Here is a 26,202-nt window from a genome sequence, read left to right as displayed (position 1 = left end):
TATGATTTAATAATATGGGTTTAGCTAAGCGCAAACATAATTTCTCCAGAAGCGACAACTTTACCGTCTACCTTGGCTGTAGCTTGTCCTTTTCCGATGCTGCCTTTAAGTCGGGTAATCTCTACTTCCAGTACAAGCGTATCCCCTGGCACTACCTGACCGCGGAATCGAAAGCCGTCCAATCCTGCCAGAAAACCGATTCTTCCCCGGTTAGCTTCCAGTCCCAGAATCGCAACTGCCCCAACCTGAGCCAGCGCTTCTGTAATCAGTACACCTGGCATTACCGGATATCCCGGAAAATGACCTGCAAAAAAGGGTTCATTTACTGTTACATTCTTGATCCCGACAGCTCTTTTACCCATCTCAATTTCGGTGATTTTGTCCACCAGCAGAAATGGGGGCCGATGGGGGATGATTTCTTGAATTTGTTTAATATCCAGCATTATAACAAAACTCCTTTCGGATGTAACCGCGTCTTAGAACAAACTGCCGCTGCAACTTCTTACAGTTATTCTATACCGGTCTGCATAAATATAGGCAGCTTCGGCAAAAACTATATATATCCTTCACCACCTGCAGAAGTGGAGGTTGAGATAAGGGGCTTTCTCCACCGCACGCGGCAGCCTGGCGGAGAGGGCCCTTTTTGCTTGGTCTAAGTCCCCCATCATTATACATTTTTCAGTATAAAAAAGAAAACTCCCTTATACAACAAGGGAGTTCTGAATCCGCCATATTTATGGAGCAAAAACTAAATCATAGACATGTTTCCAAGTGCTCCATAGAAGCACATCGCTAAATTCTCTCTTACCGAGCACAACATAACCGGTCACCAGCCCACCTGCCAGAGCGGCTACAAGCAGCAAAGGAATCAAAATCCACTGGATAATAGTCCATTTTGATATTCCGCGTTTCCGCACCGGCTCTTGGTCAACTTCCGGTTTGTCATTTTCCTGACGACTCATTCCTTCACCTACCCGCGCAAGTTATTAGCCAGACCAGCCATTTGGTCACTGGAGGTAAGTGCCCGTGCCGCCAGCTGGTATGTGCGCTGGATCTGCATCAATTCGGTCATTTCCTTACTCAAATCGACGTTAGATTGCTCTAACCATCCTGATCGCACTCCGACTGCCGAAGCCTCACCTGCAGCTCTTTGTATAAAAGCCTGCTGTGCCGTGACTCCGTCGGCGAGCACATAGAAATTCCCATCTACCGCCTGCAGAGCGTTCTTGCTCAGCGGCTCTACAATCATTATTCTACCTGCCACCTGAACAGGATCACTTTCGTTTGTCTTCGTCAATACCCGTCCACTCTCATCGATAGCCGCACTTACACCCACAGGTACCGTTAATGGATTGCCTTCAGTGTTCAATACCTTATTGCCCGTATTATCTACCAGCACCATATTCTTAGCATTGGTTGTATCCGGAATAAAATGAAAATCACCTTGGCGAGTATAGGCGGTAGCTCCATTGACCTGAACTCCGAACAAACCGTTGCCCTGCAGCGCCAAATCGGTCGGTTTGCCCGTTTCCTTCAGTGGGCCCTCATCCCAGTTGCTTGAAACCGTGGGTACACGGACACCATAGCCAATATTAAAGCCGAGCGGCGTGCTGCGGCCTGGTTGCTCATAATCAGCCGACTGTTGCTGTACACGGGTTAGCACATCTTCAAACGAGCCTTCTTTGCTCTTATAGCCGTTCGTATTCACATTGGCTATGTTGTCTGCAATAATATCAAGCCGTTGCTGAAGACTGGACATAGAGACTGTTGCACCGATCGTCGAATTGTTCATAGATCAAACCTCCTCAAAGCTTAACGAATAAAGCTCACTTTGTGAGCTATACTTTGCCAACTTCATTAACAGCCTTCTGCAAGCTAGAATCATAAAACTGTATAACCTTCTGGTTCGCTTCATACGCACGGTACGCAGCATTTAAATCTACGGTAGCCTGAGTAGCATCTACGTTGGAATTCTCCAGATATCCTTGACGAACCTGCATATTATCGGTGGCAGTTGAATTTCGGATACCTGCAGCGGCAACGTCATCAGCATGGAATACTCCGTTACCGTCACGCACCAGCTCTTGTGGTTTCATGATTACACTTACACCTAGCTTAATCCCTGAGGGAAGCCCTGTAGCCGAATTCAGCAGGTTACCCTGTCCGTCCACTTTAAGGTTGTCCTGTGGCTCTGTCAAGACTATCGGTTTACCGTTAGCATCAAGGACCTTGAACCCTCCTGCACTAAGTACATCACCGGTTGCACTCACTGAAAAGCTGCCGTTTCGTGTATACAGGTTGTTACCCTCATTATCTTGAACCGTAAAAAAAGCCTGCGGCTGGTAGGTAACCTCGCCTTTAGCATTTATATTCTTGCCTGAACCATCAAAAGACATATTGGCACCCGTAGTAGGATCTGCCACTTGCAAATCGGTAGATAAAGCGAAATCAATAGATTTGCCGCTCTGAATCAAATCACCCTGCAAATACTGAGATACCGATTGTTCAGCGAATACGCCTGTATTCAGACGTCCGATAGGTTTGCTTGTACCATTGCTATTCATAGCAGAGATCAGCACATCCGGAAAAGCATGGCTTATGCTGTCAACTTGCTTGTAGCCAGTTGTATTTAAATTGGCAATATTTTGAGTTGCTGTATCATGTCTACGCTGTTGCGTAATCATCCCAGCAGCGGCCGTATATAATCCTCTTATCATTGAAGGCAATTCCCCTTCCTAATTCTTCTGATATCTTATATTATCGGCTGCTTAGAACTTTTTCTTAATGACCTTGTCCAAATGATCCAACATAATTCCGGTTCCCTTTACTACACAGTGCATGGGATCTTCCGCCACCCAAACCGGAACACGCAATTCCTGAGACAATAGCTCGTCCAACCCGTTAAGCAATGCCCCACCACCAGTCAGAACTACCCCACGATCAATGATATCCGCCGACAGTTCTGGCGGAGTCCGCTCCAACACGGATTTGGCTGCTGCCACGATTGCAGAAATGGGGTCCCACAGCGCTTCTTTTACCTCGCTAGAAGAAATGGTAAGTGTCTGGGGAAGTCCGCTAACCATATCCCGACCACGAATGTCCATTTCAGCCTGCATTCCGCCAGGGCGAACAGAACCGATTGTAACTTTGATATCCTCTGCGGTGCGTTCACCAATTAACAATTTATACTTCTGTTTGATATATCTTAAAATGGCCTCATCGAACTTGTCCCCTGCGACTTTAATAGAGGAGGCGGTAACGACGTCGCCCATAGACAACACGGCTACATCCGTCGTTCCGCCGCCGATATCGACGACCATGTTCCCGCTTGGCTGATAAATATCCATTCCTGCTCCGATCGCAGCGGCCTTAGGCTCTTCCTCCAAGAAGACTTCCTTAGCTCCGCTGCGTTCCGCCGCTTCCCGGATGGATTTCTGTTCGACAGATGTAATATTCGTAGGGGCACAAATCAAAATACGGGGTCGTGCATACCAAGTACGGCCGCCAACGCGGTCGATGAAATACTTCAGCATCATTTCCGTGATTTCAAAATCTGCAATGACGCCATCCCGAAGAGGACGGATCGTTATGATATTCCCAGGTGTGCGTCCAACCATGCGACGTGCCTGCTCTCCCACCGCAAGGACTCTCTTCGTATCACTTTCAAGTGTGACCACGGAGGGTTCATCCAGAACGACTCCCCTCCCTTTAACATGAATGAGCACATTGGCCGTGCCGAGATCGATTCCGATATCCTTGCTAAACATAATGAAAGAGCCCCCAAAGTGTTATTTTAGATAAAGCCAGAAGTTATATAGACAGAACTCAAGAATTTAAATCCTAGCGTTTGGGGACACTATTTAGCTTAGAAAAATCCGTAAACGCCTTGCCTTAATCTTGAGTTCATCATATATAGTACTAAATTTAAAAATACCATACTTTAGGGGAAGTATACAATGCATTAAAACTGAATTATTGCTTAAAATTCCCGAAAATGTTACTGCTTTGAGGCTACTGCAACTTCGCGCTTTTTACCTGTCGTTTTTTTATATTTAATTTTTGTGGCTTCTCCCCCCCGAAGATGACGGATTGATTTGTGATATTCAAGAATGTGCTTTACCTGATCAGCCAGATCTGGGTTGATCTCTGGCAGACGCTCGGTCAAATCTTTATGCACCGTGCTTTTTGAAACACCAAATTCCTTGGCTATGGTCCGGACCGTGTGCCTGGTTTCCACGATGCAGCGTCCGATTTTGATCGTACGTTCCTTGATGTAATCGTGCACGCTCCCGCCTCCCAACTGTGGATAGTTTGGTACATTATATGAGGGGCGGGCCTATATATTCACGCTTTCAAGACATGACAAGCTGGGGGAGGCTCATTTTATTTAATGGACAACTATAAAAATGGTTAAATAGGCCTGCTTAAATCGTAAATTAGTCATTTGGGACGCAAAAAAACAGGAAGCTTTCGCTTCCTGCGGATATTGCATTAACGCTGCGGCAACAAATCTGTAGGATTTACTACCTTACCATCCTCGTACACCTCAAAGTGTACATGATTTCCAAGGCTCTTCTCAATTTCATTACGGCCAGCTGTAGCAAGAGTATCTCCCTGCTTTACAACATCACCTTGCTTGACCTTGGCATCACCCAAACTTTGATATACCGTCTTCAGACTGCCTGGATGGGTAACTTCGATCACTGTTCCGAAAATTGTGGCATCTTTCTCTACCCTTGTTACCTCACCGCTGAGCGCTGCCTTAACGTCAAACGTCTTATTGTCTTCACGAGCGATATCAACACCGACATTCGGCACGAAGGTGTCGTTATATTGCACCATGGCCTCAACATGATTCTCTTCCGTACCATTCTCATCATAGAATGGCTTAACCACTTCTACATCACCGGGATTATCAACCGGCCAAGCCATACTTTCTGCTGAAGCAACAACCTCCAAAGCATCTGGATTGCTGCTCACAGCACCAGTCTCTCCAGCGTTAGTTCCCGCATCTTGTGAAACGACGGCGGCGGTGTCCGGAGTCAACGGCTTCTGGCCCGCATCATCCTGATAGACCCACACCATGGTTAGTATAATTGCCGCTGCCGCCGTGTAGACTGCCGGAAATACCCACCGTTTGGATAACAGTCTGCTCCATGAAGAAGGCTTTGCGCCTAAATCTCCCTGCACTTTTTTGAGAGATTCATCATGGTTTGATTTGTTTTTGTCTTGTTCATTCATATGTTTATCACCTCAGTAACCAGTGTTACCGGGTGTTCGTCTTTTATACGTATCTTCCAAGTTATTTTTTCAGAAGAGTTGAGACTTGGCAAAATGATATTCCGCTATAGTAGTGTTTGAGAATCTGAGTTGCCGTGCTGCCTTCTTTTGCCATCCCGTTCGCCCCCCACTGACTCATGCCAACTCCATGCCCATTACCGTATGTGGTAATGAAAATTTCATTGCCTTTACGCTTCCAGGTAAACTGGCTGGACCTTAGTCCCAACTTCTCGCGAACCTCTCGTCCAGTGAAAAGAGTCCCCCCGATCGAGATTTGCTTGATCCGGTGTCCAGTAGTGAGCGATAGTAGTTCTATGGTTATTCCGGATGACGATGAAGCAACTGACTGTGCTTTGGCAGAGTGGTTAATATCCTTGGAGGCAGGGACTGCCTTATCCGCTACACCCAGTTTATTTAGTAATTCTGAAGTGCTAAATGTATAAGTGACTGCATAATTGGGCGTAATTCCTTTCTCCCAAGGGCTCGCCACGCTGCGCAGGTATGGTACAGCCGCATTCCAGTAATCCTCCGAGTTCTCGGTGTATCCGCCACTGGAGGCGAAAAAGGATGCCGTAATCGGTTCTCCTTTATAGGTCATTATGATCCCGCGCGTCTCCAGGACCGCGCGGCGAAGCTTTGCCAGCTCGGCGCTCTTGCCGCCGTGCGCCCACTCCCGTTCCAGCGTGGCCGCCGATACATAAGCCTGATGGCTTATTGTATCGGTTACATCCGCTCCCGGAACGGGAACGCCACTGACGTCGCCTGCCCGCAGGCGGCGGACGATAAAGGTGCGGGCCGCTACGGCCTGCGCTTTGAGCGCTTCGAGCTCAAAGTCGGCCGGCATCTCGGCCGCAATCACGCCGCTGACGTAGTCCTCCAGCGGCAACGTCTCTATTTGTCCGCTCTGCGACAAATAGACGGAGACCTGCGGCTGCGCGGCGGCGTCCGCAGCCGTTCCCGGCTGCGCCGGGGTGGCCGTGGCGGCCGGCACGGCCACGGGCACGGGTCGTCCGTGGCGTAGCGGGACAACCGCCAGCGGCAGCAGCAGCGCCGCCAGGAGAGGCGCTGCGAGCCAAGCAGCAACTCGCAGCCGCCTGAAGCGGGGAGCGCCTCTGCGCGAATGCCACGGCGGTGTCATTTTACGCCGGAAATGGCGGGAATCTTTCATCTCTATGGCTCCTTCCTCGCTCAATGGTGATTCTTATAGATATGAGTTTCTAACAACTACTAGAACACATCTAAGAGAAAGAGAGTGGGGCGAACCTCTGTATAAACACGAAAAAAAAGACCAAACCGCATAATTGCAGTTTGGTCTGATCGACAAATTAATTGATATTATACCCAAGACGGTTGAATCTGAAAACGTAGCTTAGACTCTTCACTTTTGAACGATTCACTTTTGACAGCTTCCACTTTAAGAGTTTCTTCTTTCACAGTAGGCACTGCTGTCTCTTCCATTGAAATACGCCAAATATCAGCACCAATTCCTGACAACTTCTCAGCCAAATGCACATATCCGCGATCAATATGATGAGTGCCGCTAACTTCCGTAGTGCCGTCGGCCACAAGCCCAGCCAGAATAAGTGCCGCGCCTGCACGCAGGTCTGTAGCACATACCTTGGCCCCAACCAAATTGGCATTCCCCGTAACAATGGCGGAGCGGCCTTCGATCTTGATCTCTGCATTCATGTTATGAAATTCATCTACATGCATAAAGCGATTCTCAAATACCGTTTCAGTGACCACGCTGGTACCTTCCGAACGAAGCAGCAAAGCCATCATTTGGGATTGCATATCTGTAGGAAAACCCGGATATGGCAAAGTCTTCAAATCCACAGCCTTAAGCGGCTTGTCACTAATTACGCGAATACCATTCTCGTCAGGGATAATCGTTACACCCATTTCTTCCATCTTGGAGATAACTGGGCCTAAATGATCGGCAATCGCGCCTTCCACGTATACATCGCCGCCCGTAATTGCTGCAGCAACCATATAGGTACCCGCCTCAATGCGGTCCGGGATCACATGATGTCTTGTGCCATGAAGCCGCTCAACACCTTCAATACGAATAACGCCTGTGCCAGCACCACGGACAATGCCGCCCATGCCGTTAATATAATTTGCTAAATCAACAATCTCCGGCTCTTTAGCAGCATTCTCTATTACGGTCACGCCTTCAGCCAATGATGCCGCCATCATTATATTTTCAGTCGCTCCTACGCTCGCTACATCCAAGTACAATTTAGCTCCACGCAGCCGACCGTTAATTTTCGCTTCAATGTAGCCCTGGCCAAGACTGATCTCAGCACCAAGCGCTTCAAATCCTTTTAAATGCTGGTCAATAGGTCGTGTGCCGATTGCACAGCCGCCAGGTAAGGAAATACGTGTATGACCAAATCTTGATAATAGAGGACCCATTACTAAAAAAGAAGCTCTCATCTTACGTACCCATTCATAATCTGCTTCACATGAGGTAATATTTCTGGCATCGACCTCAATAATATCATTGTGGTATGTAACACCTGCACCCAGTGACTCTAATACCTTGCTAATCGTCATTACATCATCAAGCGGAGGTGCGTCCACTATAATGCTTATTCCTTCTTCGGCCAATAAAGAGGCGGCTATGATCGGTAGTACGGAATTTTTCGCGCCGCTAACTTTCACGGTCCCGGTCAATCTGTTGCCACCGCGGACGATAAATTTACTCATTTTCGGTTTCCCTCCGCGTTCATTATTCTCGAATACAATGTTGAATTCCCTGTTAATAAATTAATTACTAAATAATCGCATATTGCTGTCATGAGTCAAATACATTCCTTAAAGTTCAGTGTTGACATAATAAAATATTATTATTCGACACCTTTTTGCATCATAGGTCTATGAGACATATAACCAAACCAGCAGTCATTAAAACATATTACGGATCTGTCCGCTCCAGCCCATGTACTCCAGCAGAAACCCCGCCACGAAATGGCCCAGGACAATAGCCAGCAGCAAATGCAACAGCCGCCCCTGAGGACTCTTGGGATATCTTATGACCAACTCGAGCTTTAGGTTCTGCAAAGCCCACCAAGATATTGCCACACAGAACAGAGATACGGTCATTGAGACCACACCACTGCTGCCGATTGTGCTTAACAACTCCATGTTAACCCCCCGTGTCTGCATTACTCGGAAATCGACTCTTACATCATACTTGCGTAGGGGAAAAGAATCCAGTACTTTTACACATTTTTAAACAATTTACCCGCAATATCCAAGGATAACACGAGATGTACACTTATATTTGTAAAAAAAACAGCCAAGCCATAGGCTTGACCGTTAGGTATTTTACTGTTGTCCTTTTCCTGTGGAAACTTTAATCCGTGTAACAGCGCGTTGCAGCGCTAATTCTGCACGGCGGTGATCAACATCATCCTGTTTACTCCGCGACTGCAGACGGCGTTGTGCCCGTTCTTTAGCAGCTTCAGCACGCTCAATGTCGATATCTTTAGGCAGCTCAGCACTTTCAGCCAGTACCGTCACCTTATCTTTGTGCACTTCAACGAAACCGCCATGAACAGCAACAGTGATTGTAACACCATCCGCTTTGACGGACATCGGAGCAACCTGAAGTGGAGTCACAAGCGGAATGTGTCCCGGCAAAATACCCAAATCGCCATCGGCTCCCTTTACCGTCAAGCTATTAACCTGCTTGGAGTAGACAAGATGCTCCGGCGTGACAATTTCCAACAAAAAGGTATTCACTTCCATTCCTCCTTAAAGCTTTACGAAGTAAAGCTCGCATCGAAAGCATCGTCTTAGCTTTACGAAGTAATACTTACATCGAAAGCATCATTTCAACTTTACGAAGTAAAGCTTACATCGAAAGCATCATCTTTGCTCAGGTTACAGCGTTTTTGCTTTTTCAACTGCTTCTTCAATAACGCCCACAAAAAGGAAAGCTACTTCCGGAAGATCATCATGCTTACCTTCTAAAATTTCCTTGAAGCTGCGTACGGTTTCTTTAATCGGCACATATTTACCTTTGAAACCGGTGAACTGCTCAGCTACGTGGAAAGGCTGTGAAAGGAAACGCTCAACCTTACGAGCGCGGGCCACAATAACCTTATCTTCTTCACTCAATTCATCCATACCCAAAATGGCAATGATGTCCTGAAGCTCTGTGTAGCGCTGAAGCAGCTGTTTAACGCCTTGTGCCACATTATAATGCTCTTCGCCAACAATTTCTGGAGCCAACAAACGCGAGCTGGAAGCCAGTGGATCAACCGCTGGGAAGATCCCCTTCTCAGAAATTTTACGTTCCAAGTTGGTGGTAGCATCCAAGTGGGCAAACGCCGTTGCCGGAGCGGGGTCAGTGTAATCATCCGCCGGTACGTAGATCGCCTGAATGGAAGTAACAGAACCTTTTTTGGTAGAGGTAATACGTTCTTGCAATTGGCCCATTTCTGTAGCCAACGTTGGTTGATAACCTACTGCGGATGGCATACGGCCAAGCAGTGCGGATACTTCGGAACCCGCTTGGGTAAAGCGGAATATATTATCGATAAAGAGCAGCGTATCGCGGCCTTCTACATCACGGAAATATTCCGCCATAGTCAGACCTGTCAGAGCTACACGCAGACGTGCACCTGGAGGCTCATTCATTTGTCCGAATACCATTGCTGTCTTCTTGATAACGCCTGACTCCGTCATTTCATGATACAAGTCATTACCTTCACGCGTACGTTCACCAACACCTGCGAATACGGAGATACCGCCGTGTTCTTGAGCGATGTTATTGATTAGCTCCTGAATGGTTACCGTTTTACCAACACCGGCACCGCCGAACAGGCCAACCTTACCACCCTTGGCATAAGGTGCGAGCAGATCGATTACCTTTATTCCAGTTTCCAGAATCTCCGCTTGGGTCGACAATTCATCGAATGTCGGAGCAAGACGGTGAATTGGATTTCTATCAGCAACAACTTCGCCACCGTTATCAATTGGATTGCCCAGCACGTTAAACACCCGGCCTAACGTCGCGACACCCACTGGAACCGAAATTGGACTTCCCTGATCAAACGCATCTAGACCGCGAACCAGTCCATCTGTGGAAGACATGGCAATACAACGTACCACGTTATCTCCCAGATGATTGGAAACCTCAAGGGTCAGATCAATCTTGCGGCCATTATCCAAGCTGGTTTCAATTTTAATAGCGTTGAATATCTCGGGCAGCTGGCCGCGTTCGAATTCAATATCCACAACCGGACCCATAATGCTTACAACGCGTCCTTTATTCATCTTAAATTCCCTCCTTGAAAGCTGTTACTTAAGAAGAAACTACAGTACCGTATTTTAGGTGCATCCTCACCCGAGGGTAGTTACAGCGCATCCGCTTGTACGGCACCCGTTTCCCATAAAATAAAAGGCAAAGTTATGCACTCAGCTTTACCTCTCTTGTACTTTAGGACTGCGCGTTCGCTCCGGCCACAATCTCGGTGATTTCCTGCGTAATTGCCGCTTGACGTGCGCGGTTGTACGTAAGAGTAAGTTCTCCGATCATTTTCGAGGCGTTCTTCGTAGCACTGCCCATCGCTGTCATCTTCGCACCCAGCTCGCTGGCCTTGCCATTCAGAATTGCGCTATAAATCAAAGTTTCGGCATATTTAGGAAGCAATACTTCCAATACACCTTCCGGTGATGGCTCATATTCATACATTGCAGTTACTCCATGCTGTTCTTTCTTCCCAACGGTCTCCATCGGCAGAAGCCGGTCAACGGTTGGCACTTGAGTCATTGCATTGACGAATTGATTATAACAAAGGTACAGCTCATCAAATACGCCCGATTCAAACTGCTGTACTGCAGAGTAGGCAATCGACTTGATATCGGCAAACTTCGGTGTATCAGAAAGTTCGGTAACCTCTTCTACAATCGGATATTCACGGCGGCGTAGAAAATCACGGCCCTTACGGCCGATCACAAATATGCCGTACTCGTCTTTGGATTTGTGTTTCTCCGCGATGAGCAATGTCAATTTACGCAAAATATTAGCGTTATATCCCCCCGCAAGCCCTCTATCTGAGGTGACAATGAAATAAGCTGTTCTCTTCACAGGGCGGCTGACCAGCATTGGATGCTGAATGCCTTCAGTGCTACCAGCAATACTCGTTACGACCTCTTTGAGCTTCTCTGAGTAAGGACGGGCCGCTTCCGCTTTCTCCTGTGCCTTTCTCAGCTTGGAGGCAGCTACCATCTCCATCGCTTTTGTGATCTGTCGGGTGTTTTGAACGCTCTTAATTTGACGTTTAATATCACGCATGCTTCTTGCCATGATTTCACCACCTTAAAGCTTTGACGAAGTCAAAGCTAACTTTATAAGTTCTCAATCATCAACTAATACTTAGCTAGTAGCGAAGCCTTTTTTAAACTTATCAATAGCAGCAATCAGAGCAGCTTCATTATCTGCAGTCAAATCCTTTGTATCTGTGATGGATTTAATGACTTCAGATGAATTACTCTCCATGTATGCCAGGAATTCCTTCTCAAAACGTTTAACGTCCTTAACAGGGATATCATCAAGATGTCCTTTTACAGCTGTGTACAAGCTGATGACCTGATGCTCAACAGACAATGGCTGATTCACACCTTGCTTCAGAACTTCCATCATACGGGCACCACGATTTAGACGGGCTAGTGTAGATTTATCAAGATCGGAACCGAATTGTGAGAACGCCTGAAGTTCACGGTATTGGGCAAGATCCAGACGGAGTGAACCGGCAACCTTCTTCATCGCTTTAATCTGCGCCGAACCACCTACACGTGATACAGAGATACCCACGTTAATAGCCGGACGTTGACCAGAGTAGAAAAGGTCTGATTCAAGGAAAATTTGACCATCTGTAATCGAAATTACGTTCGTAGGAATGTAAGCCGATACATCGGAGGCCTGTGTTTCGATAAATGGCAGAGCGGTTAATGAACCACCACCAAGCTCATCACTAAGCTTAGCTGCACGCTCTAGAAGACGGGAGTGCAAGTAGAACACGTCACCAGGGAAAGCTTCCCGGCCCGGTGGGCGACGAAGCAGCAAGGATAATTCTCGATAAGCGGACGCTTGCTTCGAAAGGTCATCATAAATGATCAGTACATGCTCACCCTTGTACATGAAGTATTCACCCATTGCACAACCTGCGTATGGAGCAATATACAACAGTGGAGATGGCTCAGAAGCCGAAGCAGTTACGATAATTGTATATTCCAGAGCACCATGCTTGCGTAGAGTTTCTACAACCTGTGCTACTGTGGATTGTTTTTGACCGATGGCAACATAGATACATTTCATGCCGTTGCCTTTTTGGTTAATAATCGCATCAATCGCGATTGCTGTTTTACCTGTTTGACGGTCACCAATGATAAGTTCGCGTTGTCCGCGACCAATCGGCACCATGGCGTCAATCGCTTTAAGACCTGTCTGCATCGGTTCATGAACCGATTTACGATCGATAACACCCGGTGCATTGTTCTCTACCGGACGGAATTCATTCGTAACGATTGGACCTTTGCCGTCAAGCGGCTGGCCAAGTGCATTGACTACACGTCCCAGCAGTGCTTCGCCAACCGGAACCTGCATAATTTGTCCTGTACGTTTTACTTGATCGCCTTCACGAATTGCTGTGTACTCACCCAGAATAACAACGCCGACGTTGCTTTCTTCCAGATTGAGTGCCATACCCACTACTCCGTTGGAGAACTCTAGCAGTTCGCCTGCCATTGCGTTTTCCAGACCGTAGACACGGGCGATACCGTCGCCGACTTGAATGACGGTGCCAATTTCAGCAACTTCGATATCGGATTTATATTGCTCAATTTGACTTTTGATCAAAGTGCTGATCTCTTCAGGTCTGATGCCCAATATCCTCACCCCTATCTTCTATACTTAACATTACTTTTTGTTAAAGGATTTCTCGAGACGCTCCAATTTGCCGGATAGACTGCCATCATACAGCGTATCGCCGATTACGACTTTAAGTCCGCCCAACAAGCTTGTATCCACCACATTTGTGACACGAATAGTCCGTTTCACCAACTGGCCGAACTCAGCAGCTACACTGTCTTGCTCCACTTGATTCAGAGCATATGCGGAGTACACAGTCGCATCGCCGATGCCGAGTGCGTCTCCTTCTATTTTGATGTAAGTTTCCAGCAATTCTGCAAAAATATCGGTTCTGCCCCGCTCTACCAGCAGTTCTACAGTGTTCATTACCGTAGGGGATACCTTGTCTTGAAGTACTGAACGCAGCACATTCAGCTTGTCGGACTCCGAGACGCGCGGTGCAAGAATAAACCGTTTTACCTCTTGGTCAAAATGAAGTACTTCGACAACCGCCTTCAACTGTTCTTCCACTTCAAGAGTGATTCCCTTTTCCACAGCTACGCTGTACAAGGCTTTGGCATAACGTTTGGCAACTACCGTATCGCGGCTCATGATCGGCCTCCTACCTCTTTGAGGTATTGATCAACGAGTTGTTCTTGTTCACCATCAGCTTTAACTTCTTTTTCAAGAAGCTTGGACGCGATACGAACAGATGCAGTTCCGAGTTCACTGCGCAGTGCTTCTACTGCCTTGTTCTTCTCGTTCTCGATGTCGCGAACAGCCTCTTCTTTGATTCTTGCGGTTTCAGCCTTGGTCAAATCCAGCAGCTGTTCGGATTGCTTACTGCTTGTCTGTCTGGACTGCTCAATAATGTCATAAGCTTCTTTACGTGCAGTCTGAAGAGCCAGTTTCTGTTCATCTACATAAGAGATGGCTTGCTCTCTAGTTTTAGCTGCTTCATCCATTTGCTGCATCACAAGCTCACGGCGTTTCTCCATCACAGAGAATAGCGGCCCGAAAGCATACTTGGTAAGCAAGAAATACAAAATAAGGAAAGCAAACAGCGCCAAGACGAGAGACGTAATTGAAAAATTCACTTAGGGTCACTCCTTTCCGGTAAACATTCTTTATCCAATGTAGAAGGATTCATGGCCAAAAAAGAAAGCGCGGAGGGCCATGGCCTTCCCCGCCAAAGATTCAAATTTAAATCACGCTTTTCCGTAGAAAATAAAGGCCAATACTACACCGATGATCGGCAATGCTTCTACCAGACCTACACCGATAAACATCGTAGTTTGCAGTGTGGATTTCGCTTCGGGTTGACGAGCGATACCTTCTACTGTCTTACTTACGATCAAACCATTACCAATACCTGCGCCAAGTGCGCCCAAACCTACTGCAATCGCAGCTGCCATTAATGCCATAGCTCCCATTACTGAAATCCTCCTTAGATATCTGTATTATTGTGAATTTTAGTTTATATCAAAGCCAGATGCAATTGTACTGCATTCAGCTTAGAACTAATGTTCTTCATGTGTATCGAGTGCTTGTGAGATATATACAAACGCCAGGATTGTAAATACAAATGCCTGGATAGAGCCAATAAATATACTGAAGGCCTGCCATACCATCAGAAGCGGTATAGAAGCAATACCCCCAATGATCCCGGTTGATCCTAGCTGAATCAGCACGGTGATCAGAACCTCACCCGCAAAAATGTTACCGAACAACCGCATGCCATGTGTCAGCAGCTTGGAGAATTGTTCGATCAGATTAATTGGGAAGAAGAACCAAAACGGCTGGAAATAATGTTTGAAATAATTTTTGGTATTGCGTGTTATACCCAAGAAATGAACCAGAACAAAGATCATTCCAGCCAGTCCCATGGCTACAGCAGGATCAGCTGTCGGTGATTTCCACCAACTCACACCCACCTCTTCATGCAGCTTAAGCTGTTCGACCACCGGAATAATTGTTTTCCCGAAGATGTGAGCGCTGCTGGCATCATGGTACTCCGTAACAATCCCGAACGGAAGGCCTAACATGTTCCCTACAAAGATGAACAGGATAAGCGTCAACCCTAGAGAAAGGAAAGGTTTGCCCTTTTTCATATCCATATTATCGGATATAAGGTTCTGGACAAATTCTACCGCCCATTCCATGAAATTCTGCAACTTCCCAGGATTCTCCACGGAAAGATTTCTTGTTGCTAGTCGTGCAAATACAAAAACAATGGTACAAGTGACCAGCAGCATCAGTACGATGGACAGGTCGACTTTTAATCCCAGGAGTTCAATAATTGGTGATTCATGCATGTTTTTTCACCCCTTTCTCAGCTGTAGCGTCAATCCTCGTTGAGCACCATAATAAACGCTATTATATAAAGCATGAATTGACCGGCTACAAGGCTGGCACACACTGCGAGCTCGTGAAAGTATTGAGGATACTCCAAGGCCAATACTATCGCCAATATGGAGGTCGCAATTCTTACTCCAAAGCCGAGACTGGCCCTTTTCTTAATCTCACCCGCCGCAGCTTTTGCGATATTCCGCACCTTGTAGGCCATGTAAATTACATTGATACAGCTGACCGAAGCGCCAAGTACGATACCGTGGAAAACAGTACGGCGATGGGGCATTAACTCCGCGATGATAAAACAAGCAATAATAGTTCCTATAATGGTCCAAATCAGCAGCTTGTTTAACTTGTTAACCTCATTCATCGCCATCCCTCATCACTGATTTAATAACAGCCGCAATACTGGCCGCTCCTGACACCATGCCGAAGAGCACACCTAAACCAATCCACAGACTTGGGTTGCCCCACATGCCGCCCAACCATCTGCCCAAGAGAAATCCTCCCACTGTACAGCCAGCCAGATCGACCCCAATTGCGGTAACAAGACCCATTGCTTGGAGCGGTTTACCTGTATTTCGACCCTTTTTATCGGATTGATCAGGTTCTTTCATTTTATCCCACCCTTAGAAGTCCCATTCATTTTACTGAATGTTACAAGAGTTTGTCAATCCAGCGAAAATCGCGGGTTTTTCGGATGAAAATATGAAAATAATCACAGCAAAACATTCCAAAACCATATAAACCGTACAGTTTCACTGTATGTTAAATTTGGTCTTTGAAAATATCGCTTTCAATGTCACTAGACTACTTTGTGAACATTCTGTGAAATTCTTCTGGACGTTCTTGAATCACTCCAAAATGGTGCAAAATCGCATTGACAATTCTTTCGGAGGCTTTACCATCTCCATACGGGTTGGCGGCCCGGCTCATGGACTGATAGAGTGCTTGATCAGTCAGCAGAGCATGTGTCCGTTGATACACCTTCTCCTCGTCCGTTCCCACCAGCTCCAGCGTTCCGGCTTCTATCCCTTCCGGGCGCTCGGTCGTATCACGCAGCACAAGCACAGGAATACCATAAGAGGGAGCTTCCTCCTGCAGGCCGCCGGAATCGGTTAAAATCAAGTGGGTATGCGGATAAAAATTGTGCAGATCTACGACATCCAGCGGATCAATTAGCTTAATTCTCGGGTGTCCGCCTAAAATTTCATGTGCCGGCTCCCTAACCGCAGGGCTCGGATGCACAGGATAAACAATGGCCACATCTTCAAATTCATCAGCGATTCTTCTGATAGCACGGAAAATATGACGGTGCGGTTCGCCTTGTGATTCTCTGCGGTGCGCCGTCATTAAAATAAGTCTTTTTCCTGAAGCAAAGTCCAGTACAGGATGCCGATAGTCCGGCTGTACGGTATATTGAAACACATCGGTTACCGTATTGCCTGTGATATAAATACTTGATTCTTTTTTGTTCTCGTGTCTCAGGTTATCAGCTGAAAGATCGGTCGGAGCAAAATGTAAATCGGCTAACACTCCTGTCAGCTGACGGTTCATCTCCTCGGGATATGGAGACAGCTTATTCCAGGTCCGAAGTCCTGCTTCTACATGCCCTACCTGAATTTGCTGCAGAAATGAAGCGTAGCTGGCCAGAAATGTTGTCAGCGTATCCCCATGCACGAGCACAAGATCAGGTTTGGCCTCCTTCAGTACAGGTTCCAGTCCTTCCAGCACACGAATGGTAATCTCATTCAGTGTCTGACGGTCCTTCATCACATCCAGATCGTAATCTGGAGTGATCTTGAACACTTCCAATACCTGATCGAGTAGCTCGCGATGCTGGGCCGTTACACATACAACCGTTTCAATATGCTCGGAATGTTTTTTCAGTTCCAGCACCAAGGGCGCCATCTTTATCGCCTCGGGGCGCACACCAAAAATCGTCATTACTTTAATTTTAGACATAACCCCTATCCTTTCTTTAAATCCTTCGAAGTTTCCCTGTTGAATAAGAACCTTATGTGTATTACTTCGTTCCGTACAAGCGGTCACCGGCATCGCCGAGTCCTGGTACGATATAACCATGCTCATTCAAATGGTCATCAAGTGCAGCTACATAAATATCAACATCGGGATGAGCCGCTTGCACAGCAGCAACCCCTTCTGGAGCTGCAATCAGGTTCATCATCTTGATCTGGGTACATCCCCGCTTCTTCAGTGCTGTAATAGCAGCAATTGCAGAGCCGCCAGTAGCCAGCATCGGATCGATTACGATCAGTTCGCGTTCTTGCACATCAGTAGGAAGTTTAATATAATACTCAACCGGTTGCAGTGTGTCTGGATCGCGGAACAATCCAACATGTCCTACCTTAGCTGCAGGAAGAAGCTTCAGCACGCCTTCAAGCATACCCAGTCCCGCCCGAAGAATCGGAATAAGGCCCAGCATCCTTCCAGAAATTACTTTGCTCTGTGTCTCAGCAACCGGTGTCTGCACCGTAATGGTCTCGAGCGGAATATCACGCGTAATCTCATAAGCCATCAAGGTAGCAACTTCATCGACATGTTCTCTGAATTCTTTCGTGTTCGTTCTCACATCGCGTATAAATGTTAGTTTGTGCTGAATCAAAGGATGATCGCAAATCACCAATTTTCCCATTAACTTGTCCCTCCGGTAATTGTGAGTCTTATAGCCATAGAAAGCGTTTATACTTCTCTGCGGCTAAATCTTGTCTATTATAGCATTCCCTTCACTGCTTTTCACCTATGTAGGGACTGACACTTTTAGTTAAGAAGCTGACACTGTTATTTGCAGCAATCTGCTGCAGTCCCTGTAGGTACTCGGTAAAGATTAGGAGTTTGCTCAACTTGCTGGATATATAACGTGTTTAAATTTGCACGAATTCATGTTTTTTATACTTTTCACATTTCTTTCACTAATTTTCATTAATTTAATGAAATTTTCATGAACTTTCATGAGCGTAATCATTTAGGAAAGCTGAGATTTTTAATGTTAAGTGTGAACATTATGCAACAACAAAAAACTCCGCAAAGGTCAAAAAATGACCTTGCGGAGCAAGAAGAAACGGCTTTGCCGTCATTTTAGGATGGCACCCGTTTCTTCGAGAAATATAAGGATAGGTTATCGTGTGAAGCATATAAATTCTGCCCTGAAAATAAAATTGCTCTAGAACACTAAAATTACGCATACGAAAACAAACCCCATGTTTTGTTTTTTTAATTTCGGCCGTCAGGCCGTTTGCTCACTCAGATTCACTTGGTATCCCAAGGATTCCAAACGTTTAATAGAACGGTTCATTACCATATCGTGGTTTCGTTGGTCGAAGTAGTCAAATCCTAGTTCCTTATATTCTTGTCTTCGCGTTAACAAGATGTATACAATCGCTAAAATGCTGTGTCCAACGGCCACGGCCGCTCTGTTTTTCCCTCGCCTGCCTGTAATTCGGTGATATTGCGCCGACAGGTAGGTGTTCTTTTTTCGTCCTGCGGCTCGCGCTGATTCTACGAGTGCACTTCGTAGTTTTTTGTTCCCTTTTCGGGTTTTGGCGGATCTCTTCTTCCCCGCACTTTCATCGTGACCTGGAGTCATCTCTGCCCAGGAACATAAATGTCCTGCACTTGGAAACCGTGTCATGTCTGTCCCAATTTCCGCCAGAATTTGCTCAGCGGTTCGCTTACCGACACCGGGGATGGTATCCAATAACTTCAGATCCTCAGCAAAAGGGCTCATTCGGCGCTCGATCTCTTCATCCAGTTCCGTGATTAACTCATTCAATTGGTCGATATGCGACAACTGTTTTTCCAGCATTAATAATTGATGGGGACCTAGGCTTCCCTCCAGTGCAAGTTTCAATTGCTCTTTCTTGGCCTTTAACTTCTTTTGCGCAAAGTCAGCCAGGATGGACGGATCACTTTCTCCTTGAATCATCGCTTCCAGCATGTTTCGTCCAGACACGCCTAGCACATTAGACGCTACCGACGAAAGTTTGATATTGCCGCCTTCTAGTACCTTTTGCAGCCGGTTCACTTCACGCGTGCGTTCTTCAATGATACTTCGGCGATAACGGATAATTTCCCGAAGTTCTCGTTGATCCCGATTCGGAATGTAGCTGCCTTGCACCAACCCATGCCGGAGTAATTTCGCTATCCATTCTGCATCTTTCACGTCCGTTTTGCGTCCTGGCACGGCTTTGATATGCTGGGCGTTTACGACCAGTGGCTCAAGGTCTTCCATTTCTAGCAGATTATAAATGGGTTTCCAGTAATCTCCGGTACTCTCCATCGCGACATGGGTGCACCGTTCGCTTTTGATCCAATCTACCAGATCAATCAGCCGACGAGTCAATGTTTCAAAACTCCGAATCTCCTTTCCTTTCGAGGTGATGATACATGCTGTGATACTCTTCTTGTGCACATCCAATCCACAGCAACGTTCAATGAGTATTTCCACGGTTTGCGTCTCCTGCCTGCTGGCGGTAATTAAGGCTGGTGCAAAGACCAATGCTAAGGTTATTCTGCCCTGCGTGCTTCCCCGTAGGGAGCAACAATCTGTGATGCACCGGGTCGTTGGGGTCCGTCTTATATGCGGGTTCGTGACACCAAGAATTTCCGACCTACCTTCGCCAGCCCAGTAACCAGTATAGACAATATTTTCATTCCTCAGTGATGCCGCGCAGCGGCATGGGTGTCTTATATTTGCAAAAAGATAAGCTCGATTATACACACATACGACACTGCAGCTAATATTAATATTTCAGGTCAGTGTAAAGTGGATATTGCTCCGTAAGTTCCGCTACTTGGCGGGCAGCCTCAGTCAATTTCGCTTCGTCCTCTGGATTCTTCAGAACGTTGGCGATAATACGGCCGATGATTACCATTGCCTGCTCGTCCATGCCACGCGAGGTCACCGCAGGTGTACCAATCCGGATGCCACTCGTTACAAACGGACTTGTAGGGTCAAACGGTATTGCATTCTTATTCACAGTAATTCCGACGGAATCCAGCACTTTTTCCGCTACTTTGCCAGTGATATTGAGATTACGGGTATCCAGCAGCATCAAATGATTATCCGTACCGCCAGATACGATGTTCACTCCTTCGCCTATAAGCGTTTCTGCCAGTATTTTAGCATTCTTCACTACATTCTCAGCATAAGTCTTAAAGGATGGCTGCAGCGCTTCTCCGAATGCCACAGCTTTGGATGCAATCACATGCATCAGTGGGCCACCTTGAGACCCAGGGAATACCGCCTTATCGATTGCAGCCGCCCATGGCTGTCTACACATAATCATGCCTCCGCGGGGACCGCGCAAGGTCTTGTGTGTTGTTGTTGTAACAAAATGAGCATAGGGAACCGGACTTGGATGAAGGCCTGCCGCGACCAATCCGGCGATATGCGCCATATCTACCATAAACAGAGCTCCGACATCATTTGCGATAGAGCCTAGCGCTTCAAAATCAATGATACGCGGGTAAGCACTCGCACCAGCTACAATCAATTTAGGACGGTGCTTAAACGCTGCTTTGCGCACTTCATCATAATCGATGAGGAATGTATTCTCTTGAACACCATAGGCTACAAAGTTATACAGCAAACCAGAGGCATTGACCGGACTGCCGTGCGTTAAATGGCCACCATGCGCCAGGTTCATACCCAGCACAGTATCCCCTGGGTTAAGTGCAGCCAGATAAACTGCCATATTCGCCTGAGCACCGGAATGCGGCTGCACGTTTACATGTTCGGCACCAAACAGTTGTTTGGCACGATCACGGGCCAGGTTCTCCACAATATCCACATCTTCACAACCACCATAATATCTTTTGCCGGGATAGCCCTCTGCATACTTGTTCGTAAGCACGGAGCCCATGGCTTCCATAACGGCTTCACTGACGATATTTTCTGAGGCAATAAGCTCAATGTTGGCACGCTGACGTCTTAATTCCAGTCCCATCGCTTCCAGTACTGCCGGGTCACTCTTACGCAATTGTTCCATGATTCTTATTTCCTCCTAGTGTTTGTGTTTATATTTTATTGAAGCTCGCAGGTCAATCGCAGAGCTGAGAACCACTAACTTCCGGTGTACGGTATACTGCACGTTCACCACCGATCAATGCCGGTCTAGTCCACGCTGCATTCACTCTGGCGGCGCCAATATAGCGTTGTGTGGGCCGGAAAGGGACTGCCACAGAGCGCAAATGCATACCAATCAATGTTTCTCCAATATCTATTCCGGCATGAGCTTGTACGCTTTCGGCCAGAACAGGATCTGTCATCGAACGGTAAGCAGCGGCAGCCATAGAACCCCCGGCCCCGGGTATAGGTACAGCAGCAACTTCCTTCAGCCCAAGCGACGCAAGCAAAGAACGTTCCATTACAAGTGCACGATTCAAGTGTTCACAACATTGATATACAGGATGAAAGCCCCATTCTTCAGCCACTTGGCGCACCCCTTCAAGCAGTTGCTCTGCCACTTCCAGTGCGCCTCCAGTGCCAATCCGAACACCCGCAACCTCGCTAGTGCTCACTCCAACAACAAGAACTTTGCCAGGCCCAAGCTTGCCCGTATTTGCCAGTTCGCGCACTACGGTAGCAGTTGCAGCAGTCCAAGAAAGCTCTACTTCCGCCGAAGAATCTGTACTTACGGGTACATTACTGAATACACGTTCTTCCCAAGGGTCCTGCTTCACGACTTCGTCCATCGCCTTACCTCCCATAAGTATTGTGAGGATTTCTTTTGATGTAATCCTGTTCATTTTAAACAAAAAAGAGCAGTCCGCAGGTAGCTGCGGATTTGCTCTTTTGCCCAGGCGACCGGCCGTTTATTCCGATGCTCCATCGTGGTTTGATCCACACTTGTCGCCAGTTACACCGGAACCGATATTTGTTCTTTCATATTAATGCAAAGGCCGCTGAAAATCAACCTTCATTACAAACGGCGTAAGGATTCCAATTTATCCAGCAGACCGAACAATGCTGTACGAATCTCAGCAGCTGCTAGCTCGTAATCTTCGCGATTCCCTCCAAAGGGATCTGAGATGTCGAAGCTAGGAATACGTTGGCGGATTTCAATGATCCGCTGCAGATCTTCAGCTTTCGGTTCTCCACCAAGCGCCATGCTAAGCTCCGCATCAGCATATAGGCTATCCAGCTCTTGAATATCTTCAGTTACAGCATCTTCGTCATGTACGTATTCCTTCAGTGTGTAAGTCTTCGTAACCGCATCCGGGAAATACTGCAGCAAATGCCTTTTATGCCCACCGGTCAGCGTCAATACAAGATCTGCCCAGGAAACAGCTTGCCCCGTTAGCTGCGAGGAAAGAATAGGATCATTAATGCCTTCATCCCGCAGAATAGCTGCGGCATGTCGTGAAATCGAAGTACCGGAAATGGCAGATACACCTGCAGACCGCACTTCCAGGTCGATTCCGCGTTCCTTTGCTAGTTTCCGTAGAAGCCCTTCGGCCATTGGACTACGGCACGTATTTCCGGTGCAGACGAATAAAATATGCAGCATGCTTTCCACCCCCATGAATATTGAAAGATACTTTCGCCGTTATTGTATCAGAAGATGAACAGTAAGCCAAACGCCAAAAGTATAGCCCCACCCAAGGCTTCACCGTATTCACCAAGTCCGCGGCTAACATGCCGCCCCAGCAGCAAGCCGATAGTCGACATTAATCCTCCGCAGATTCCAAAGGCCAGCACAGTCAAAAATACGCTATTTACAAACATGCCTAGTGATACTCCAACGGAAAACGAATCTACACTTACACTTAACGAAATGAGCAGCATGCCCCAAAATGTCCGGTGATTTGCCCCCCGCATCTCACTGGAAAACGGACGAAAGGAGTTGAAAACCATATGCGTCCCCAGTAGGACAAGCAGGCCTCCAGCCGCATAAGCTGTCACCTGACCGAGCAAATGCCCAACATAACTTCCCGCAAACAAGCCCAGAAGAGGCATAAGCACATGGAAAAAGGCAATAAGCAGGCTCATTTGTAGCACATGTAGCAGACGAATGCCCTTCATCCCGATGCCTACACCGAGCGAAAAAGCATCCATGCCCAGCGCAACTGCCATTATAGCAATTGTTAGGGTCTGCCCCCATCCGGCATATACTTCCCCTATGCCCATTCCCCTACCCCCAAGTCTGTTATATCTTGTACTACAACGATATGCGGACAAGATGGTAATCATGACAGTATGAGGAATGAGGGAAGGGAGAGTGCAGGATTAGGAGACACCCTTTAGTAAAGAAAGGGATAGTCCAAAAAACTTCCGGAACACGCGGGTTAACCCGCGTCGATCACTGATCCACCGGCGGCTTTCATCAGCCGGTTCATGATCGCTGCGCCGAGGCCGGTCTCCGGACAAGCCTCGGCCAGAATGTAGGTAGCTCCCGCTTCATCGAAGCGCCGCAGCGCGGCATACAGGGAGCGGGCTCCCTCCTCTGGCGAGGATAACGAGCCAAGAGAGACAACGCAGGCGGCAGCGTCGGCGGGATACAGGGCCTTATGCTCCGTAAAGAGGAGCAGGCCCGTGATTTCGCCGTCCTGCTGCGCCGCCTGCAGCAGAAGCGTGGCCTCCGCCGCCACGCGCTGCGGCGAAACGCCGCGCACTACGCCGAGCCAGCCGCGCGGCGCGTAGTGCGTGTACTTCATGCCCGGCGCGCGTGGGCCGGGGCTGCTGTTCCCGGCCGCGAAGTCCGGGCCGGAGGCAAAGCTAGCATCTGCTTCCACAGCTGCTAGCTCCACAACAGCGGCAGGCGCGGTATCAACAGCATCCGCACCCGCTACAGCAGCGAGCTGCTCGGTGGTGATGCCACCCGGGCGCAGCACAGCGATCGTGCCGTCAGGCTGCACCTGCACGACGGTCGATTCCAGACCAACCCCAGCGGCGCCGCCGTCCAGGACACCGCCAATATAGCCGGCCAGGTCGTCCATTACGTGCGAGGCCAAGGTCGGACTTGGCCGGCCGGAGCGGTTGGCGCTTGGTGCGGCAACCGGACAGGCTGCCGCACTTAATAGTGCCAACGCCACCGGATGGTCAGGCATACGTACGCCGACTGTATCCAGACCTGCCGTCACGAGGGGCGACAGAACACCCGACCGGACCGGCAGCACCAGCGTTAACGGGCCGGGCCAAAAAGCATCAATTAGTGCTTCAGCCATAGGGTGCACAGTAGTAACAAGCCCGTCCAGAGCACTCCGATCGGCAATATGCACAATCAAGGGATTGTCGGACGGGCGTCCTTTTGCCGCGAATACAGCTTCAACAGCTGCTGTATTCCGAGCGTCTGCCCCCAGACCGTAAACCGTCTCGGTGGGAAATGCCACCGTACCCCCCGCGCGTAGCATTTGTGCTGCTTCCGCTATAACTGAACGGTCTTCCTCCGTCTGCACTAATAAAGAAGCCTCCACAGCTGAATGTAGCTCCCAATATACGGTAGTGTTTATATCCCCAGTCTGCCGCTGAACAGCAAATAAAGAATCATCAGGTTGTTCCATACTCATCACAGGCTTTCTAGAAAAAGTTAGCGGGAAAAAGTCCCTTTAATTAATCACTTTTGGCTTTAAATTAAGGATTAGGCGGATTTCCTCCCGCTAAATTCCGGGAATATCCCTATTCAGAACGAATTCCGGCATATTAGCGGGAGGAAATCCCTCTATATCACTGCAAAGTAGCTATCCTTGAAAATTAGAGGGATGAATTCCCTCTAATTCTAACAAACTTTCGGTTTCTGTATTCAAGAAGAAACGGCCCCACGAGGGGAGCCGCTGTGTGATCTGCTTATAAAATAGTAACATATCCAGAAACAAAACTATAGAACTTGGTATATGGTGAATTACATTATTACTTTAAGACCATAATCCACTGATCCAGCTCCAGATGTTTTGCAGCAGCTCCCAGAAGAAGAAACGTACTTTCGGTTTCTTGCCCGCAGCATTTGAATCATCCCCAGTTGCTGAAGCCTTCTGCACCGCTTTGCCAGTCGCTGGTTGCACTTTGCCATCATCTGCTGCGGAAGCAGCAACTGTCTTTGCCCCCTTGGTAGATGCAGGCGCAGCCGCATCTCCTGAACCTGCATCTATGAAGCATAATGGAGGAAATAATACACACCACCAATTTTGTCCCTGGCCCGCACCCAAGGTGATGCGTACCGCTTCATAATCGCCAGCTGGGTACACCGTGCCCCCATACATTTTTGTCGGAAAAGGGACGACTCCTAACTCCACATTATAAGAATACTCTATTCCCCGTTTCGCAAGCTCCGCTCCAACCAGCACATTCAGCTCCGGCAGATGGCTTCTGATCAAGGTTCGTGCCTGCTCCAAGCTCTGCGGGTCGGCAAGACCGGACACCCACTGGTTCATTTGCTCAACGATTTTGTCGCGGATTTGCCGCTTGACCAATTGATCCGTCGTCCCATCTGAATTAGCCAGAATGCGCAGCCGGATCGAATCCTTCGGAATTGCTACCTCTGCTACTGCTGCATCGCTTTTTTGCCCTTCCCAGGCCATCATGATTACCATAAAGAAACAAATTAAAATGGCAGTATACTTAAAAGTCACGCGTAAGGAATCCTGTAACGAATCTCGGTGATTCGGTTGGTTCATATCCATGTTTAGCGGCCCCTCTCCCTCTGAACTCTTATGTGAGTCAGTATGCCCGGGGAGGAGAGTCTGCA

The 26,202-nt window shown here is 47.8% G+C and carries 30 protein-coding genes and 1 riboswitch; of the genes, 1 reads left to right on the top strand and 29 read right to left on the bottom strand.

Annotated features, from left to right (window positions below):
• Positions 1 to 20: 20 nt before the first annotated feature.
• The 8 genes from fabZ to spoIID all read right to left on the bottom strand — a co-directional run bounded on the left by fabZ (position 21) and on the right by spoIID (position 6,277).
• Positions 21 to 443 (bottom strand): 3-hydroxyacyl-ACP dehydratase FabZ, encoded by a 423-nt coding sequence (gene fabZ / locus H1230_RS03495; protein WP_154119255.1) that lies wholly within the window; start codon positions 441 to 443, stop codon positions 21 to 23.
• Between the two features lie 291 nt (positions 444 to 734).
• Positions 735 to 962, bottom strand: coding sequence for a DNA-directed RNA polymerase subunit beta (locus tag H1230_RS03490; protein ID WP_239714249.1), 228 nt, complete (start codon positions 960 to 962; stop codon positions 735 to 737).
• A gap of 8 nt (positions 963 to 970) precedes the next feature.
• On the bottom strand, positions 971 to 1,792 hold the full coding sequence (locus tag H1230_RS03485; protein ID WP_239714248.1) for a flagellar hook-basal body protein: 822 nt from the start codon (positions 1,790 to 1,792) through the stop codon (positions 971 to 973).
• A 46-nt stretch (positions 1,793 to 1,838) separates the two neighbouring features.
• The gene (locus H1230_RS03480) at positions 1,839 to 2,717 is read right to left on the bottom strand and encodes a flagellar hook-basal body protein (protein WP_239714247.1); all 879 of its coding nucleotides are present in this window, start codon (positions 2,715 to 2,717) and stop codon (positions 1,839 to 1,841) included.
• Positions 2,718 to 2,768: 51 nt separating this feature from the next.
• Positions 2,769 to 3,767: a rod shape-determining protein gene (gene mreB / locus H1230_RS03475; protein WP_239714246.1), complete on the bottom strand. Its 999-nt coding sequence runs from the start codon at positions 3,765 to 3,767 to the stop codon at positions 2,769 to 2,771.
• Positions 3,768 to 3,997: 230 nt separating this feature from the next.
• Positions 3,998 to 4,285, bottom strand: a complete 288-nt coding sequence (spoIIID, locus tag H1230_RS03470) for a sporulation transcriptional regulator SpoIIID (RefSeq protein ID WP_239714245.1) — start codon at positions 4,283 to 4,285, stop codon at positions 3,998 to 4,000.
• 206 nt (positions 4,286 to 4,491) lie between these two features.
• Entirely contained in the window at positions 4,492 to 5,241 is a 750-nt protein-coding gene (locus H1230_RS03465; protein WP_239714244.1) for a M23 family metallopeptidase, read from the bottom strand.
• Between the two features lie 61 nt (positions 5,242 to 5,302).
• Positions 5,303 to 6,277, bottom strand: coding sequence for a stage II sporulation protein D (gene spoIID / locus H1230_RS03460; RefSeq protein WP_239714243.1), 975 nt, complete (start codon positions 6,275 to 6,277; stop codon positions 5,303 to 5,305).
• Between spoIID and H1230_RS03455 the strand changes: the two genes are divergently transcribed.
• Entirely contained in the window at positions 6,258 to 6,581 is a 324-nt protein-coding gene (locus H1230_RS03455) for a hypothetical protein (protein ID WP_239714242.1), read from the top strand. The genes spoIID and H1230_RS03455 overlap by 20 nt on opposite strands.
• Positions 6,582 to 6,615: 34 nt before the next feature.
• Here H1230_RS03455 and murA read toward each other — a convergent pair whose 3' ends face one another.
• From murA to spoIIR, 21 genes are all read right to left on the bottom strand, one after another.
• Positions 6,616 to 7,992 carry a UDP-N-acetylglucosamine 1-carboxyvinyltransferase gene (murA, locus tag H1230_RS03450; RefSeq protein ID WP_239714241.1) on the bottom strand — a complete coding sequence of 459 codons (1,377 nt, stop codon included), beginning with the start codon at positions 7,990 to 7,992 and terminating at the stop codon, positions 6,616 to 6,618.
• Between the two features lie 198 nt (positions 7,993 to 8,190).
• The gene (locus H1230_RS03445; RefSeq protein ID WP_154119246.1) at positions 8,191 to 8,430 is read right to left on the bottom strand and encodes a DUF1146 family protein; all 240 of its coding nucleotides are present in this window, start codon (positions 8,428 to 8,430) and stop codon (positions 8,191 to 8,193) included.
• A 183-nt stretch (positions 8,431 to 8,613) separates the two neighbouring features.
• Positions 8,614 to 9,030 (bottom strand): F0F1 ATP synthase subunit epsilon, encoded by a 417-nt coding sequence (locus H1230_RS03440; protein WP_239714240.1) that lies wholly within the window; start codon positions 9,028 to 9,030, stop codon positions 8,614 to 8,616.
• 141 nt (positions 9,031 to 9,171) lie between these two features.
• Positions 9,172 to 10,569, bottom strand: a complete 1,398-nt coding sequence (gene atpD / locus H1230_RS03435) for a F0F1 ATP synthase subunit beta (RefSeq protein WP_239714239.1) — start codon at positions 10,567 to 10,569, stop codon at positions 9,172 to 9,174.
• Positions 10,570 to 10,732: 163 nt separating this feature from the next.
• On the bottom strand, positions 10,733 to 11,602 hold the full coding sequence (gene atpG / locus H1230_RS03430; RefSeq protein WP_239714238.1) for an ATP synthase F1 subunit gamma: 870 nt from the start codon (positions 11,600 to 11,602) through the stop codon (positions 10,733 to 10,735).
• A gap of 69 nt (positions 11,603 to 11,671) precedes the next feature.
• The gene (atpA, locus tag H1230_RS03425; protein ID WP_239714237.1) at positions 11,672 to 13,183 is read right to left on the bottom strand and encodes a F0F1 ATP synthase subunit alpha; all 1,512 of its coding nucleotides are present in this window, start codon (positions 13,181 to 13,183) and stop codon (positions 11,672 to 11,674) included.
• Between the two features lie 30 nt (positions 13,184 to 13,213).
• Entirely contained in the window at positions 13,214 to 13,756 is a 543-nt protein-coding gene (locus tag H1230_RS03420; protein WP_239714236.1) for a F0F1 ATP synthase subunit delta, read from the bottom strand.
• Positions 13,753 to 14,241 (bottom strand): F0F1 ATP synthase subunit B, encoded by a 489-nt coding sequence (atpF, locus tag H1230_RS03415; protein ID WP_239714235.1) that lies wholly within the window; start codon positions 14,239 to 14,241, stop codon positions 13,753 to 13,755. Before atpF ends, H1230_RS03420 begins: the two co-directional genes overlap by 4 nt.
• Before the next feature lie 111 nt (positions 14,242 to 14,352).
• Positions 14,353 to 14,577, bottom strand: a complete 225-nt coding sequence (gene atpE, locus H1230_RS03410; protein WP_239714234.1) for a F0F1 ATP synthase subunit C — start codon at positions 14,575 to 14,577, stop codon at positions 14,353 to 14,355.
• An 87-nt stretch (positions 14,578 to 14,664) separates the two neighbouring features.
• A complete protein-coding gene (gene atpB / locus H1230_RS03405) occupies positions 14,665 to 15,459 on the bottom strand; it encodes a F0F1 ATP synthase subunit A (RefSeq protein WP_239714233.1) in 795 nt (264 codons plus the stop codon).
• Positions 15,460 to 15,488: 29 nt separating this feature from the next.
• Entirely contained in the window at positions 15,489 to 15,866 is a 378-nt protein-coding gene (locus tag H1230_RS03400; RefSeq protein WP_239714232.1) for an ATP synthase subunit I, read from the bottom strand.
• Positions 15,859 to 16,113: an AtpZ/AtpI family protein gene (locus H1230_RS03395; RefSeq protein WP_239714231.1), complete on the bottom strand. Its 255-nt coding sequence runs from the start codon at positions 16,111 to 16,113 to the stop codon at positions 15,859 to 15,861. Before H1230_RS03395 ends, H1230_RS03400 begins: the two co-directional genes overlap by 8 nt.
• Positions 16,114 to 16,306: 193 nt before the next feature.
• Positions 16,307 to 17,461 (bottom strand): non-hydrolyzing UDP-N-acetylglucosamine 2-epimerase, encoded by a 1,155-nt coding sequence (gene wecB, locus H1230_RS03390; RefSeq protein WP_239714230.1) that lies wholly within the window; start codon positions 17,459 to 17,461, stop codon positions 16,307 to 16,309.
• A 61-nt stretch (positions 17,462 to 17,522) separates the two neighbouring features.
• Positions 17,523 to 18,152, bottom strand: coding sequence for a uracil phosphoribosyltransferase (gene upp / locus H1230_RS03385; protein ID WP_239714229.1), 630 nt, complete (start codon positions 18,150 to 18,152; stop codon positions 17,523 to 17,525).
• A gap of 591 nt (positions 18,153 to 18,743) precedes the next feature.
• Positions 18,744 to 19,964, bottom strand: coding sequence for an IS110 family RNA-guided transposase (locus H1230_RS03380; protein ID WP_239714228.1), 1,221 nt, complete (start codon positions 19,962 to 19,964; stop codon positions 18,744 to 18,746).
• Positions 19,965 to 20,259: 295 nt separating this feature from the next.
• On the bottom strand, positions 20,260 to 21,507 hold the full coding sequence (locus H1230_RS03375) for a serine hydroxymethyltransferase (RefSeq protein ID WP_239714227.1): 1,248 nt from the start codon (positions 21,505 to 21,507) through the stop codon (positions 20,260 to 20,262).
• A gap of 52 nt (positions 21,508 to 21,559) precedes the next feature.
• Entirely contained in the window at positions 21,560 to 22,213 is a 654-nt protein-coding gene (locus H1230_RS03370) for a TIGR01440 family protein (protein WP_239714226.1), read from the bottom strand.
• Between the two features lie 95 nt (positions 22,214 to 22,308).
• Positions 22,309 to 22,391, bottom strand: a riboswitch (ZMP/ZTP riboswitch).
• A gap of 49 nt (positions 22,392 to 22,440) precedes the next feature.
• Positions 22,441 to 23,028, bottom strand: a complete 588-nt coding sequence (locus H1230_RS03365; RefSeq protein ID WP_239714225.1) for a low molecular weight protein arginine phosphatase — start codon at positions 23,026 to 23,028, stop codon at positions 22,441 to 22,443.
• Positions 23,029 to 23,075: 47 nt separating this feature from the next.
• The gene (locus tag H1230_RS03360; RefSeq protein WP_239714224.1) at positions 23,076 to 23,648 is read right to left on the bottom strand and encodes a manganese efflux pump MntP; all 573 of its coding nucleotides are present in this window, start codon (positions 23,646 to 23,648) and stop codon (positions 23,076 to 23,078) included.
• A 158-nt stretch (positions 23,649 to 23,806) separates the two neighbouring features.
• The gene (locus H1230_RS03355) at positions 23,807 to 25,021 is read right to left on the bottom strand and encodes an L-threonylcarbamoyladenylate synthase (protein WP_239717076.1); all 1,215 of its coding nucleotides are present in this window, start codon (positions 25,019 to 25,021) and stop codon (positions 23,807 to 23,809) included.
• Positions 25,022 to 25,372: 351 nt separating this feature from the next.
• Positions 25,373 to 26,137, bottom strand: a complete 765-nt coding sequence (gene spoIIR, locus H1230_RS03350; RefSeq protein WP_275591100.1) for a stage II sporulation protein R — start codon at positions 26,135 to 26,137, stop codon at positions 25,373 to 25,375.
• Positions 26,138 to 26,202 lie beyond the last annotated feature (65 nt).

It is taken from the genome of Paenibacillus sp. 19GGS1-52 (genome assembly GCF_022369515.1).
Taxonomy (GTDB): Bacteria; Bacillota; Bacilli; order Paenibacillales; family Paenibacillaceae; genus Paenibacillus_AQ.
This window is presented reverse-complemented; position numbering and strand designations above follow the sequence as displayed.